Annotated in this window: 17 protein-coding genes; 12 read left to right on the forward strand and 5 right to left on the reverse strand. The window is 43.7% G+C overall.

All coding sequences use genetic code 11. From position 1 onward, the window contains the following. On the reverse strand, positions 1 to 510 hold a 510-nt coding region (locus tag HT699_RS10970; RefSeq protein ID WP_172934367.1), incomplete at its 3' end, for a helix-turn-helix domain-containing protein. Positions 511 to 689: 179 nt separating this feature from the next. Between HT699_RS10970 and HT699_RS10975 the strand changes: the two genes are divergently transcribed. The 10 genes from HT699_RS10975 (at position 690) to yidD (ending at position 6,853) form a co-directional block, all read left to right on the forward strand. Next, positions 690 to 938, forward strand: coding sequence for a YneF family protein (locus HT699_RS10975; RefSeq protein ID WP_000364990.1), 249 nt, complete (start codon positions 690 to 692; stop codon positions 936 to 938). Between the two features lie 199 nt (positions 939 to 1,137). After that, complete coding sequence (gene racE / locus HT699_RS10980; RefSeq protein WP_000370376.1) at positions 1,138 to 1,932, forward strand: glutamate racemase; 795 nt, start codon at positions 1,138 to 1,140, stop codon at positions 1,930 to 1,932. Then, positions 1,929 to 2,900 (forward strand): nucleoside-triphosphate diphosphatase, encoded by a 972-nt coding sequence (locus HT699_RS10985; RefSeq protein ID WP_172934368.1) that lies wholly within the window; start codon positions 1,929 to 1,931, stop codon positions 2,898 to 2,900. Before racE ends, HT699_RS10985 begins: the two co-directional genes overlap by 4 nt. Next, positions 2,876 to 3,397, forward strand: coding sequence for a metallophosphoesterase (locus tag HT699_RS10990; RefSeq protein WP_172934369.1), 522 nt, complete (start codon positions 2,876 to 2,878; stop codon positions 3,395 to 3,397). Before HT699_RS10985 ends, HT699_RS10990 begins: the two co-directional genes overlap by 25 nt. Next, complete coding sequence (cbpB, locus tag HT699_RS10995; protein WP_000560717.1) at positions 3,394 to 3,855, forward strand: cyclic-di-AMP-binding protein CbpB; 462 nt, start codon at positions 3,394 to 3,396, stop codon at positions 3,853 to 3,855. Before HT699_RS10990 ends, cbpB begins: the two co-directional genes overlap by 4 nt. After that, positions 3,852 to 4,586: a site-specific tyrosine recombinase XerD gene (xerD, locus tag HT699_RS11000; RefSeq protein WP_279586237.1), complete on the forward strand. Its 735-nt coding sequence runs from the start codon at positions 3,852 to 3,854 to the stop codon at positions 4,584 to 4,586. The genes cbpB and xerD overlap by 4 nt, the downstream gene beginning before the upstream one ends. Next, positions 4,586 to 5,314 carry a segregation/condensation protein A gene (locus HT699_RS11005; protein WP_023933646.1) on the forward strand — a complete coding sequence of 243 codons (729 nt, stop codon included), beginning with the start codon at positions 4,586 to 4,588 and terminating at the stop codon, positions 5,312 to 5,314. Before xerD ends, HT699_RS11005 begins: the two co-directional genes overlap by 1 nt. An 18-nt stretch (positions 5,315 to 5,332) precedes the next feature. After that, positions 5,333 to 5,902 (forward strand): SMC-Scp complex subunit ScpB, encoded by a 570-nt coding sequence (gene scpB, locus HT699_RS11010; RefSeq protein WP_172934370.1) that lies wholly within the window; start codon positions 5,333 to 5,335, stop codon positions 5,900 to 5,902. Further along, positions 5,889 to 6,611: a pseudouridine synthase gene (locus tag HT699_RS11015; protein ID WP_049477823.1), complete on the forward strand. Its 723-nt coding sequence runs from the start codon at positions 5,889 to 5,891 to the stop codon at positions 6,609 to 6,611. Before scpB ends, HT699_RS11015 begins: the two co-directional genes overlap by 14 nt. Beyond that, positions 6,611 to 6,853, forward strand: a complete 243-nt coding sequence (gene yidD / locus HT699_RS11020; RefSeq protein WP_000821636.1) for a membrane protein insertion efficiency factor YidD — start codon at positions 6,611 to 6,613, stop codon at positions 6,851 to 6,853. The genes HT699_RS11015 and yidD overlap by 1 nt, the downstream gene beginning before the upstream one ends. Positions 6,854 to 6,972: 119 nt before the next feature. Here yidD and HT699_RS11025 read toward each other — a convergent pair whose 3' ends face one another. The 4 genes from HT699_RS11025 to HT699_RS11040 form a co-directional block, all read right to left on the reverse strand. Beyond that, positions 6,973 to 7,944 carry a siderophore ABC transporter substrate-binding protein gene (locus tag HT699_RS11025; RefSeq protein ID WP_172934371.1) on the reverse strand — a complete coding sequence of 324 codons (972 nt, stop codon included), beginning with the start codon at positions 7,942 to 7,944 and terminating at the stop codon, positions 6,973 to 6,975. Between the two features lie 95 nt (positions 7,945 to 8,039). Further along, positions 8,040 to 8,792 carry an ATP-binding cassette domain-containing protein gene (locus HT699_RS11030; protein WP_119947243.1) on the reverse strand — a complete coding sequence of 251 codons (753 nt, stop codon included), beginning with the start codon at positions 8,790 to 8,792 and terminating at the stop codon, positions 8,040 to 8,042. Continuing rightward, positions 8,789 to 9,745 (reverse strand): iron chelate uptake ABC transporter family permease subunit, encoded by a 957-nt coding sequence (locus tag HT699_RS11035; protein WP_138706152.1) that lies wholly within the window; start codon positions 9,743 to 9,745, stop codon positions 8,789 to 8,791. Before HT699_RS11035 ends, HT699_RS11030 begins: the two co-directional genes overlap by 4 nt. Continuing rightward, on the reverse strand, positions 9,735 to 10,694 hold the full coding sequence (locus HT699_RS11040; protein ID WP_000777227.1) for an ABC transporter permease: 960 nt from the start codon (positions 10,692 to 10,694) through the stop codon (positions 9,735 to 9,737). The genes HT699_RS11035 and HT699_RS11040 overlap by 11 nt, the downstream gene beginning before the upstream one ends. A 237-nt stretch (positions 10,695 to 10,931) precedes the next feature. Here HT699_RS11040 and pepA point away from each other — a divergent pair, with 237 nt between their 5' ends. Then, on the forward strand, positions 10,932 to 11,996 hold the full coding sequence (gene pepA / locus HT699_RS11045; protein ID WP_023933656.1) for a glutamyl aminopeptidase: 1,065 nt from the start codon (positions 10,932 to 10,934) through the stop codon (positions 11,994 to 11,996). A gap of 19 nt (positions 11,997 to 12,015) precedes the next feature. Beyond that, positions 12,016 to 12,312, forward strand: coding sequence for a bacteriocin immunity protein (locus HT699_RS11050; protein ID WP_023933658.1), 297 nt, complete (start codon positions 12,016 to 12,018; stop codon positions 12,310 to 12,312). Positions 12,313 to 12,596 lie beyond the last annotated feature (284 nt).

The raw sequence follows: 12,596 nt of genomic DNA on the forward strand, positions 1-12,596 counted from the left end.
GATGAGTTCTCCAGCAAATTTCTTTCTGGGTCTACTAGGATGTAGCTTTTTAGTGTCTTCCAGGAAATCTTTAGCGGACGGTAAGATTGGATTGTCTAGGGGATGATTGCGGTTCAGTTTAGCTTGTTTTCTTAGTCTCTTCTTTGTCTTTCTGTGAGACTTGGGAGAGAGGATGTTTTCCTTATAGAGTATTTTTCTAACAGTTGTATCAGAGAGCTGAATTCCCTCTTCTTCAGCTAGTAATTTACAGAAATGAAGGACATTTGGTTTATATGTTTCATAGGAGAGGTATTTCTTTAGGACACGTTCTTTGATTTCATCAGGGATTGCATGTTTTGGTTTTCGATTTCTGTTTCCGTGTCTGAAGGCTTCTTTTCCTTTCTGTTGATAGGCTAGTAGCAGACGATTGCTTTGTCTTTTAGAAAGATTCAGTTCGACACAGGCTCGATTCTTTGTTTTCTTTCCTTGGTCTATAGCTTTTATCACAAGATATTTTTTCGTTTCATTCATATTCAGTTGGATACTTTTCATACGACTATTTTATCAAATGGGACATTTTCACGTTCGATTTACTAAAGACATTCTCACATTCGAATTACATTCCATCCCTGAAAGCGTAAAACAAACTAGTCAGGGTGGCTAGTTTGTGGTATAATGAAAGAGACTCAAAAAGAAACAGGAGAAAAATGATGGATTTACTTTTAGCAATTGTATTGATTGTGCTAGCTTTTCTAGGAGGAGCTCTTGGAGGAATGTACTTGGTTCGTAAGCAAATAGAAAAAGAATTCGCTGACAACCCACGTTTGAATGCCGAAGCAGTTCGTACTCTTTTGAGTGCAAACGGTCAAAAACCAAGCGAAGCTAAGGTACAACAAGTTTACCACCAAATCATCCGCCAACAAAAGGCAGCCCTTGCTAACAATAAAAAGAAAAAATAAATAAGGAAAAGTCTGGGATGAAAGTTCCAGACTTCTCACTATGTTGGTTATGGTTTAGGGATGAGACTTTTTCCTTGCATTCTATTGATATTTGATTATGATTAAGAGAGATAGCTGTTGATTAGGCTGTCATTCAGTTCATAAGGATCAATAATCATAATGAACTATCAATCAGAAAAAAGACTAGAAAGAAGACTGTATGGATAATCGACCAATTGGTTTTTTGGATTCGGGTGTCGGGGGCTTGACCGTTGTGCGCGAGCTCATGCGCCAGCTTCCCCATGAAGAAATCGTCTATATTGGAGATTCGGCGCGGGCGCCCTATGGTCCCCGTCCTGCTGAGCAAATTCGTGAATATACTTGGCAGTTGGTCAACTTTCTCTTGACCAAGGATGTCAAAATGATTGTCATTGCTTGTAATACTGCGACTGCGGTCGTCTGGGAAGAAATCAAGGCTCAACTAGACATTCCTGTCTTGGGTGTAATTTTACCAGGAGCTTCGGCAGCCATCAAGTCTAGCCAAGGTGGGAAAATCGGGGTCATTGGAACGCCCATGACGGTACAATCAGACATTTATCGTCAGAAAATTCATGATCTGGATCCAGACTTACAGGTGGAGAGTTTGGCCTGTCCCAAGTTTGCTCCCTTGGTTGAGTCGGGTGCTCTGTCAACCAGTGTCACCAAGAAAGTGGTCTATGAAACCCTGCGTCCCTTGGTTGGCAAGGTGGATAGCCTGATTTTGGGTTGTACCCATTATCCACTGCTCAGACCTATTATTCAAAATGTCATGGGGCCCAAGGTTCAGCTCATCGATAGTGGAGCAGAGTGCGTACGGGACATTTCAGTCTTACTCAATTATTTTGAAATCAATCGTGGTCGCGATGCTGGACCACTCCATCACCGTTTTTACACAACAGCCAGCAGCCAAAGTTTTGCACAAATTGGTGAAGAATGGCTGGAAAAAGAGATTCATGTGGAGCATGTAGAATTATGACAAATAAAATTTATGAATATAAGGATGAACAGGACTGGTATGTCGGGTCCTATGGTATTTTTGGTGGCGTCCGGACGTTGACGGATGATGACTTGGATTTTCCTCTATTGGAGTTTGCCCAAAGATTTCGAGATGAGGATCGAGGTTTTCCTGTTTCTGTTACTGTTTTACGCTATGGTTCTCTCTACCGTTTATTGTCTTTTGTGGTAGATATCCTCAACCAAGAAATGGGACGAAATGTGGAAGTCATCCAACGTCAGGGGGCTTTTCTCTTAGTTGAAAATGGGCAACTCCTGCATGTAGAATTGCCTAAAGAAGGTGTTGATGTAGAAGCATTCTTTGAGACAAACAAGGTCAGAGAAACCTTATTGATTGCGACTCGTAACGAGGGCAAGACCAAGGAATTCCGAGCTATCTTTGACAAGCTAGGCTACGATGTAGAAAATCTTAATGACTATCCTGACCTACCTGAAGTAGCAGAAACAGGTATGACCTTTGAAGAAAATGCCCGTCTCAAGGCAGAAACCATTTCTCAATTAACGGGCAAGATGGTTTTGGCAGATGACTCAGGTCTCAAAGTCGATGTCCTTGGTGGCTTGCCAGGTGTCTGGTCAGCTCGTTTCGCAGGTGTGGGAGCTACTGACCGTGAAAACAATACCAAACTCTTGCACGAATTGGCCATGGTCTTTGAACTCAAGGACCGCTCGGCTCAATTCCATACAACCCTAGTCGTAGCCAGTCCAAACAAGGAAAGTTTGGTTGTTGAAGCTGACTGGCCTGGCTACATTAACTTTGAACCTAAGGGTGAAAATGGCTTTGGCTATGACCCTCTCTTCCTTGTAGGAGAGACAGGGAAGTCCTCAGCTGAATTAACCCTCGAAGAAAAAAATAGTCAATCTCACCGTGCCTTAGCCGTTAAGAAACTTTTGGAGGTATTTCCATCATGGCAAAGCAAACCATCATTGTAATGAGCGATTCTCATGGCGATAGCTTGATTGTGGAAGAAATCCGTGATCGCTATGTGGGCAAAGTTGATGCCGTTTTTCATAACGGCGATTCTGAACTGCGTCCTGATTCTCCCCTTTGGGAAGGCATCCGTGTTGTTAAAGGGAATATGGACTTCTATGCAGGTTACCCAGAACGTTTGGTGACTGAGCTTGGTTCGACCAAGATTATCCAAACCCATGGTCACTTGTTTGACATCAATTTCAACTTTCAAAAGTTGGACTACTGGGCTCAGGAGGAAGAGGCCGCTATCTGCCTCTATGGTCACTTGCATGTGCCAAGTGCTTGGATGGAAGGCAAGATCCTCTTTCTAAATCCAGGTTCTATCAGTCAACCACGAGGTACCATCAGAGAATGTCTCTATGCTCGTGTGGAGATTGATGATAGTTACTTCAAAGTGGACTTTTTGACACGAAACCATGAGGTGTATCCAGGCTTGTCCAAGGAGTTTAGCCGATGATTGCCAAGGAGTTTGAGACTTTCTTGTTGGGGCAGGAGGAAACTTTTTTGACTCCTGCTGAAAATCTAGCCGTGTTGATTGATACCCACAATGCGGATCATGCGACCCTCTTGCTCAGTCAGATGACCTATACCCGTGTTCCTGTTGTGACAGATGAAAAACAGTTTGTTGGGACGATTGGGCTCAGAGATATTATGGCTTATCAGATGGAGCATGACTTGAGCCAAGAAATCATGGCGGATACGGATATCGTTCATATGACCCAAACGGACGTAGCGGTTGTTTCGCCTGATTTCACCATTACGGAGGTCTTGCACAAGCTGGTAGATGAGTCCTTCTTGCCGGTTGTGGATGCGTCTGGTATTTTCCAAGGGATTATCACGCGCAAGTCTATCCTCAAAGCAGTCAATGCCCTCTTGCATGACTTTAGTAAGGAATATGAGATTCGATGCAAATGAGAGATAGGATTTCAGCCTTTTTAGAAGAAAAGCAGGGCTTATCTGCCAATTCCAAGCAGTCCTATAAGTATGATTTGGAGCAATTTTTAGACATAGTAGGCGAGCGGGTTTCTGATACTAGTCTCAAGATTTACCAAGCCCAGCTAGCCAATCTAAAAATCAGCGCTCAGAAGCGAAAGATTTCGGCCTGTAATCAATTTCTCTACTTTCTCTATCAAAAAGGAGAAGTGGACAGCTTTTACCGTTTGGAATTAGCTAAACAAGCTGAAAAGAAGACCGAGAAGTCAGAACTGTTAGACCTAGACTCTTTTTGGCAGGAAAGCGACTATCCAGAGGGCCGCTTACTGGCTCTCCTAATCTTGGAAATAGGGCTCTTGCCGAGTGAGATTTTAGCTCTAAAGGTTGCGGATATCAATCTGGATTTTCAGGTGTTGCGAATCAAGAAGGATTCCCAACAGAGGATTGTCACCATTCCCACAACCTTGCTTTCAGAGTTGGAACCCTTGATGGGCCAGACCTATCTTTTTGAAAGGGCAGGGAAAGCCTATTCTCGTCAGTGGGCCTTTCGTCAGCTAGAAGCTTTTGTCAAGGAGAAAGGTTTTCCAGCACTATCAGCCCAAGCCTTGCGGGAACAGTTCATTCTACGACAAATTGAAAACAAGGTCGATTTGTACGAAATTGCAAAAAAATTAGGATTAAAAACAGTCCTGACCTTAGAAAAGTATAGATAATGGATATTAAATTAAAGGATTTTGAAGGGCCCCTGGACTTGCTCTTGCACCTGGTTTCTAAGTATCAGATGGATATCTACGATGTGCCCATTACGGAAGTCATTGAACAGTATCTAGCCTATGTCTCAACCCTGCAGGCCATGCGTCTGGAAGTGACGGGCGAGTACATGGTCATGGCCAGCCAGCTCATGCTGATTAAGAGTCGTAAACTCCTTCCAAAGGTAGCGGAAGTGACAGATTTGGAAGATGACCTAGAGCAGGATCTTCTCTCTCAAATCGAAGAATACCGCAAGTTCAAGCTTTTGGGGGAGCACTTGGAAGCCAAGCACCAAGAACGGGCCCAGCACTATTCCAAAGCACCGACAGAGTTGATTTACGAAGATGCGGAGCTTGTGCATGACAAGACGACCATTGACCTCTTTTTGGCTTTTTCAAATATCCTAGCCAAGAAAAAAGAGGAGTTTGCACAAAATCACACGACTATCTTGCGGGATGAGTATAAGATTGAGGACATGATGGTTATCGTGAAAGAGTCCTTGGCTGGACGAGATCAATTGCGCTTGCAGGATTTGTTTAAGGAAGCCCAGAATCTCCAAGAGGTCATCACCCTCTTTCTGGCAACCCTAGAGTTAATCAAAACCCAGGAGCTGGTCCTCGTGCAAGAGGAGAGTTTCGGAGATATTTATCTCATGGAAAAGAAGGAAGAAAGTCAAGTGGCCCAAAGCTAGACTTGATAGAGAGGAAAGATGAGTACTTTAGCAAAAATAGAAGCGCTCTTGTTTGTAGCGGGTGAAGATGGGATTAGAGTCCGCCAGTTAGCTGAACTCCTCTCTCTGCCACCGACAGGCATCCAACAGAGTTTAGAAAAATTAGCCCAGAAGTATGAAAAGGACCCAGATTCCAGTTTGGATCTGATTGAGACTGGTGGTGCTTATAGATTGGTGACCAAGCCTCAATTTGCAGAGATTTTGAAGGAATACTCTAAGGCACCTATCAACCAGAGTTTATCTCGGGCTGCCCTTGAGACCTTGTCCATTATTGCCTACAAACAGCCGATTACGCGGATAGAAATTGATGCCATCCGTGGAGTTAACTCGAGTGGAGCCTTGGCAAAGTTGCAGGCTTTTGACCTGATAAAGGAAGACGGGAAAAAGGAAGTATTGGGGCGCCCCAACCTCTATGTGACTACGGATTATTTCCTAGATTACATGGGGATAAACCATTTAGAAGAATTACCAGTGATTGATGAGCTTGAGATTCAAGCCCAAGAAAGCCAATTATTTGGTGAAAGGATAGAAGAAGATGAGAATCAATAAGTATATTGCCCACGCAGGTGTGGCCAGTAGGAGAAAAGCAGAAGAGCTGATCAAGCAAGGTTTGGTGACGGTTAACGGCCAAGTGGTGCGTGAACTAGCAACCACTATCAAGTCAGGCGACAAGGTCGAAGTTGAAGGTCAACCTATCTACAACGAAGAAAAGGTCTATTATCTGCTTAACAAACCACGTGGTGTGATTTCCAGTGTGACAGATGACAAGGGTCGTAAGACTGTTGTCGACCTTCTGTCCAATGTAAAAGAGCGCATTTACCCAGTTGGACGTTTGGACTGGGATACATCAGGGGTCTTGATTTTGACCAATGATGGGGATTTTACGGATGAGATGATTCACCCTCGTAATGAGATTGACAAGGTTTATGTCGCGCGTGTTAAAGGTGTGGCCAATAAGGACAATCTTCGCCCCTTGACCCGTGGTCTTGAGATTGATGGTAAGAAAACCAAGCCAGCTGTTTATGAAATTCTCAAAGTGGACCCAGTCAAAAATCGCTCTGTGGTGCAGTTGACCATCCATGAAGGGCGTAACCATCAGGTTAAAAAGATGTTTGAAGCTGTTGGTCTCCAAGTAGATAAGTTGTCTCGGACTCGTTTCGGACACCTAGACTTGACAGGACTCCGTCCAGGAGAATCCCGTCGTCTTAATAAAAAAGAAATCAGCCAACTACACACCATGGCTGTAACTAAGAAATAATGAAACGAATTTTAATAGCGCCTGTGCGCTTTTACCAACGTTTTATCTCACCAGTCTTTCCACCCTCTTGTCGCTTTGATCTGACTTGTTCCAACTACATGATTCAGGCTATTGAAAAACATGGTTTTAAGGGAGTATTGATGGGCTTGGCTCGGATTTTACGTTGTCATCCCTGGTCGAAAACAGGTAAGGACCCCGTTCCAGACCACTTTTCCCTTAAACGAAATCAAGAAGGGGAATGAGGTGGGGTAAAAAATAGATTTCAAAATGATAAAAACGCATCCTATCAGGTTTTCATGAACTACTTGATAGGATGTGTTTTATCATGTCAAAATTTTACTTAAATTGAGTTTAAATCAGCTTATTTCAAGGCTTTTTGTGTGTCTTCAATCATGAGTTTTGTTGATTCAAGACCGCCTCCACTTAGATACCAGAGGTCTGGTGTTAGTTGGATAATCTTACCATTTTTAGCGGCAGGTGTTTCAGAGATAAGGGCATTTTCTAGGACACCGTCGTTGCTAGAGTTATCCCCACCGATGGCAAGGGTACGGTTGATGACAAAGAGAATGTCAGGGTTGATTTCTTTGACACTTTCAAAGCTGACTTCTTGTCCGTGGCGAGAATCTTCAAATTGAGTATCAGTTGGCTTGAATTTCAAGGTTTGATACAAGAAAGAAAAACGAGATTGAGCACCAAAGGCTGCCATTTTTCCTTCATTAAGGAGGATGGCAAGGGCTTTTTTGTCAGAGCTTTCATTTTTAGTAGCGACTTCTTGAATGCTCTTGTCTAGCTTGACTAATTCTTCCTTGGCTTTCTGTGTACCAGTTTCGCCGAAGGCGCTTGCTAAGGATTCGATATTAGCCTTGGTAGAAGTCCAGTAGTCGTCCTTGCTTGCTTGGAAGAGAACGGTTGGGGCGATTTCTTTGAATTTGTCTACGAATTTTTGTGTACGTAGGGAAGCAATAATCAAATCAGGCTCAAGGGCGGCGATAGCTTCTAAATCAGGTTCTCTCATAGAACCAACATTTTTAACTTTTCCAGCTAGGTCTTTGAGATAGGTTGGTACTGTTTTTGTAGGCATTCCAACGATATTTTTTTCAAATCCTAGAGCACGAATAGTATCCGCAGCGCCGAGGTCAAAGGTCACAATCTTTTCAGGAACTTTGGAAAGTTTGACCTCGTCTAGTGAACTTTTAATGGTTATCTCTGTTGGAGCAGAGTTGCTTGTTTCCGACTGACTAGTGCTTGAGTTTGTATTTGTACTGCATGCACCAAGTAGAAGCAAGAAGCTGGCCACTAGGGCAGTGAAATAAAGTTTAAGGGATGTTTTCATGATTTCTCCTTTTTAAAATGTGATAACGATTTAGGGAGTCTCTTGGTCTTATTGACTAAGAGACCGAAGGTTCTCTAACTTGAGCTTCTATGTTACTAGCTATAGATACAGATCTTTTTGCCATTGATATCAGCTAGCGTGATGGGAATCTCATAAAGTTGACTGAGCAGGTCAGCCTGCATGATTTGATTGGTTCTTCCCTTGCTAAAGACCTGGCCGTCCTTGAAGGCGACAATTTCATCTGCATACTGACTGGCCATGTTGATATCGTGGAGGACGATGATAATGGTCTTGCCGAGTTCCCCCACCAGTCGTCGAAGAATCTGCATCATGCTGACGCTTTGCTTGATATCGAGATTGTTGAGTGGTTCGTCCAGCAAGATAAAGTCCGTATCCTGGGCCAGTACCATAGCGATAAAGACGCGCTGGAGTTGCCCCCCAGACAGGCTATTGATGTAGCGGTCTTTTAAGTTGGTCAGTTCCAAATAGTCTAGCGTTTCTCGGATTTTTTCCCAGTCTTTTGATCTAAGTCGACCTCGGCTGTAGGGAAAACGTCCAAAACTGACCAGTTCTTCAACAGTCAATTTGGCTTGGTAATTGATTTTCTGTTTTAGGATAGTCAGTTCTTGAGCCAGTTCTTGTGAATTCCAGCTCTCGATTTCACGTCCTTTGATACTGAGAACTCCCTGATCTTTCTTGGTTAGTCTGCTCATGATGGAGAGGAGAGTCGATTTTCCAGCACCATTTGGACCAATAAAGGCTGTCAGTTTTTGAGGACTGACTTCAAGCGAAATGCCTTGCAAAATATCCTGTTTTTGAATGGATTTGTCAATGTTTTCCAGTTTCACTGACGCGCCCTCCTGTATAGTAAGATAAAGAATAGGAGCCCCCCTACGCTCTCGATAATCATACTGATGCGAATTTCCAGCGCAAAGACTCGTTCAATCAGGGCTTGCCCTAAGATCAAGCTAATAAACCCAATCAGAATGGCTACTATAAAGAGTAACTTGTGCTGATAGTTTTTGACAATCAGGTAGGTGAGGTTAGCTAGCATAAAGCCGAAGAAGGCCATAGGCCCTACCAAGGCAGTGGCCGTTGAAGTTAAAAGCACGATGCCCCAGAGGAGTTCTCTCTGTTCTTTTTCAACATCGAGTCCCAATATCCGAGCTGTTTCTCTTTGTAGGTGCAAGACATCCAGAATGACTGCTTTTCGAAAGAAAAAGATTGTCAATGCGAGGATGATTAGAGAACCGATGGCTAGGATGGAAGTGTTGAGATGTTGAAAGGAAGCAAAGAGACTGTTCTGCAGTTTATCGTATTCGTTTGGATCCATCAGGACCTGAAGGAAGGTACTGATATTTCGAAAGAGACTTCCGAGGGCTAGACAGATCAACAGAATGAAGACAAGGTCTTGCTTCATCAGTGTCTTCAAGTAGCCTTGCAAGGCGAGAAAGAAGAGGGATTGAAGTAGAAGTAAGACTAGGAATTCTAAAATGGGAGACTTCCCGAGTTGAAGAAACTTACTTTCAAAAACCAGTAGTAGGGTTTGTAGTAGGACGTAGAAGGATTCGATTCCCAAAATACTTGGCGTCAGGAAACGATTTTCCGTCAGGGTTTGAAAACTAATGGTCGAAATCCCAGTCGCGATAGCTACCAAGAGATAAACGACAATTTTTTGGGAACGTAGCTTCCAGGCAAAGGCAGACAGGTGGGTGATGGGCCAAAAATAGAGGAGACAAGCTCCAATGGCCAGAATAATGAGAAGGCAGAAGAGTTTGGTATGTTTGCTTTTAAACTGCATCTTTTCGTCCCCCTCTCCAGAGAAGTAGGATAAAGACGAGGCTACCAATGATTCCTAGTAGAAGACTGACAGACAGCTCATAGGGCCGAATCAGAACTCGGGATAGGATGTCGCAGGCCAGAACTAGATTGGCACCGACTAGTGCGACGATGAGTTTGGTCTGGCTTAGATTATCTCCATAGCGCTTGCGAACAAGATTGGGAACGATGACCCCGAGAAATGGCAAGCCACCCACGGTAATCATGGTGACACTAGTCGTTAGTGCCACCAGAAAGAGGGCCAGTTTTTCAAGTAGGGAGTAGGAAATCCCCAAACTCTCGCTGGTTTCTTTCCCTAGATTCATGATAGTGAAGGTTTGGGATAATTTCCAAACGGCTATCAGGATGATGAGGCCTAAGAAGAGCCACTCATACTGATGAGTCTGAATCATGGAGAAGGATCCTTGGGTCCAAGCACTCATACTCTGAACCAGATTGAAACGATAGGCGATAACTTCTGTGACTGAGTCGATAATCCCACTATAGATGATTCCAATCAGAGGCAACATCCACCTTTCCTTTACAGTAAAAATGGTCATAAAGGCTAGGAAGAAGAGGGTAAATATGATGGATGAAACAAAAGCGAAGAGCATCTTTTGGGTTAGACTCGCAGACGGAAAGATAAAGAGGCTCAATACCATTCCCAGTTTGGCGGCTTCAGTGGTTCCAACTGTACTCGGAGCAGCAAACTGATTTTGAGTGATGGTCTGCATGAGAAGGCCTGCCATACTCATACTAGAGGCCGCAAGGAGAATACTGATGGTTCTTGGAAGACGGGACTCCTGAAATAGTAGCCAGGTCTGCTGGTCGAAAGCAAAGAGTTTTCCCCATGAAAAATCACTGGTTCCAATGCTAATAGAGAGAAAGACTAGGAGCAGAAGTAAGCCAATTAAATAATGAGAAAGTTTCATACCCCGTCCTTTCATGTAGATTTGGTATCGAAAGATACCTGCGGATATTACTGTAACATGTTTTTTCTAATCTGTCAATAAAATTTCTGACAATTTAATGTAAAAAAGAAAGAAAAATTCCTGAAAGAATATCTGTCTCTCTTTTTTATAGGAAAACTGAGTAAGAAACTATCCACCTTCCCACTATCCTTCTCCTCTAAAAAGTGGTAAAATGGATGAAAGAAAGAAGGAACTGAAATGACAACATTATTTTCAAAAATTAAAGAAGTAACAGAACTTGCTGCTATCTCAGGTCATGAGGCGCCTGTCCGTGCTTATCTTCGTGAAAAATTGACACCGCATGTGGATGAAGTGGTGACAGATGGCTTGGGTGGTATTTTTGGTATTAAACATTCAGAAGCAGCGGATGCGCCGCGCGTCTTGGTCGCTTCTCACATGGATGAAGTTGGTTTTATGGTCAGCGAAATCAAGCCAGATGGTACCTTCCGTGTCGTAGAAATCGGTGGCTGGAACCCCATGGTAGTCAGCAGCCAACGTTTCAAACTTCTGACTCGTGACGGTCGTGAAATTCCTGTGATTTCAGGTTCTGTTCCGCCGCATTTGACTCGTGGAAAGGGGGGACCAACCATGCCAGCCATTGCCGATATCGTCTTTGATGGCGGTTTTGCGGATAAGGCTGAGGCAGAAAGTTTTGGAATCCGTCCTGGTGATACCATCGTACCAGATAGCTCTGCAATCTTGACAGCCAATGAAAAAAATATCATCTCAAAAGCTTGGGACAACCGCTACGGTGTTCTTATGGTTAGCGAGTTGGCGGAAGCTCTGTCAGGTCAGAAACTTGGCAATGAACTCTATCTGGGTTCTAACGTCCAAGAAGAGGTTGGTCTCCGTGGTGCGCATACTTCCACAACCAAGTTTGACCCAGAAGTTTTCCTAGCAGTTGACTGCTCACCTGCTGGTGATGTTTATGGCGGTCAAGGCAGGATTGGAGATGGAACCTTGATTCGTTTCTACGATCCAGGTCACTTGCTTCTCCCAGGAATGAAGGATTTCCTTTTGACAACAGCTGAAGAAGCTGGTATCAAGTACCAATACTACTGTGGTAAAGGCGGAACAGACGCTGGCGCAGCACATCTGAAAAATGGTGGTGTCCCATCAACAACAATCGGAGTCTGTGCTCGTTATATCCATTCTCACCAAACACTTTATGCAATGGATGACTTCCTAGAAGCGCAAGCCTTCTTACAAGCCTTGGTGAAGAAATTGGATCGTTCAACAGTTGATTTGATTAAAAATTATTAAACATAAGGAGGTGGTAGGGATGGTAGAACCAAACCTAGAAAGCCTTGTAAAAGATCTTTACAATCATGCTCGACATGATTTGAGTGAAGATTTAGTTGCTGCTCTCCTAGAGACTGCTAAAAAACTGCCTACTACAAATGAGCAATTGCTGGCAGTTCGTCTCTCAGGTCTGGTCAATCGTGAATTGCTCAAGAATCCCAAACATCCGGCACCTGAGTTGCTCAATTTGGCTCGTTTTATCAAGAGAGAAGAAACCAAGTACAGAGGAACCGCAGTTTCTGCGCTTATGTATGGGGAGATTTTTAAAATGCTTTGATTCCATTGTGGATCAAAGTATTTTTTGGTACGACGGGCATGTCGTGCATCTGAGGTGTAAGTCCTCGGTGGGCACCTGCTACCGGTGAACCCAATAGCGATTCCTAAGCCTGACTATCGTGAGGTAGCGGATTAAAACGGTCTGGAGATAGACCGTTTTAAGTCTGACACTGGAAATAAGAATCGTTAGAGGAAGGGATAGCGAAATCGTGGCTCTACGAACAGGAAGGTGATAGTAAGGCGTATATAGCGGATAAGGGGGCCAGAAACTCTAAAGTCCAAAAA

Origin of the sequence: Streptococcus sp. 1055 (assembly GCF_013276815.1) — a bacterium.
Taxonomy (GTDB): domain Bacteria; phylum Bacillota; class Bacilli; order Lactobacillales; family Streptococcaceae; genus Streptococcus; species Streptococcus pseudopneumoniae.

What these genes read in the sequence shown, in the direction of transcription:
- cbpB (WP_000560717.1), top strand. Translation starts at nt 3,394, where the DNA reads ATGATTGCCAAGGAGTTTGAGACTTTCTTGTTGGGGCAGGAGGAAACT.
- scpB (WP_172934370.1), top strand. Translation starts at nt 5,333, where the DNA reads ATGAGTACTTTAGCAAAAATAGAAGCGCTCTTGTTTGTAGCGGGTGAA.
- pepA (WP_023933656.1), top strand. Translation starts at nt 10,932, where the DNA reads ATGACAACATTATTTTCAAAAATTAAAGAAGTAACAGAACTTGCTGCT.
- HT699_RS10975 (WP_000364990.1), top strand. Translation starts at nt 690, where the DNA reads ATGGATTTACTTTTAGCAATTGTATTGATTGTGCTAGCTTTTCTAGGA.
- HT699_RS11025 (WP_172934371.1), bottom strand. Translation starts at nt 7,944, where the DNA reads ATGAAAACATCCCTTAAACTTTATTTCACTGCCCTAGTGGCCAGCTTC.
- xerD (WP_279586237.1), top strand. Translation starts at nt 3,852, where the DNA reads ATGAGAGATAGGATTTCAGCCTTTTTAGAAGAAAAGCAGGGCTTATCT.
- racE (WP_000370376.1), top strand. Translation starts at nt 1,138, where the DNA reads ATGGATAATCGACCAATTGGTTTTTTGGATTCGGGTGTCGGGGGCTTG.
- HT699_RS11015 (WP_049477823.1), top strand. Translation starts at nt 5,889, where the DNA reads ATGAGAATCAATAAGTATATTGCCCACGCAGGTGTGGCCAGTAGGAGA.
- HT699_RS11035 (WP_138706152.1), bottom strand. Translation starts at nt 9,745, where the DNA reads ATGCAGTTTAAAAGCAAACATACCAAACTCTTCTGCCTTCTCATTATT.
- HT699_RS10990 (WP_172934369.1), top strand. Translation starts at nt 2,876, where the DNA reads ATGGCAAAGCAAACCATCATTGTAATGAGCGATTCTCATGGCGATAGC.
- HT699_RS11040 (WP_000777227.1), bottom strand. Translation starts at nt 10,694, where the DNA reads ATGAAACTTTCTCATTATTTAATTGGCTTACTTCTGCTCCTAGTCTTT.
- HT699_RS11050 (WP_023933658.1), top strand. Translation starts at nt 12,016, where the DNA reads ATGGTAGAACCAAACCTAGAAAGCCTTGTAAAAGATCTTTACAATCAT.
- yidD (WP_000821636.1), top strand. Translation starts at nt 6,611, where the DNA reads ATGAAACGAATTTTAATAGCGCCTGTGCGCTTTTACCAACGTTTTATC.
- HT699_RS11005 (WP_023933646.1), top strand. Translation starts at nt 4,586, where the DNA reads ATGGATATTAAATTAAAGGATTTTGAAGGGCCCCTGGACTTGCTCTTG.
- HT699_RS10985 (WP_172934368.1), top strand. Translation starts at nt 1,929, where the DNA reads ATGACAAATAAAATTTATGAATATAAGGATGAACAGGACTGGTATGTC.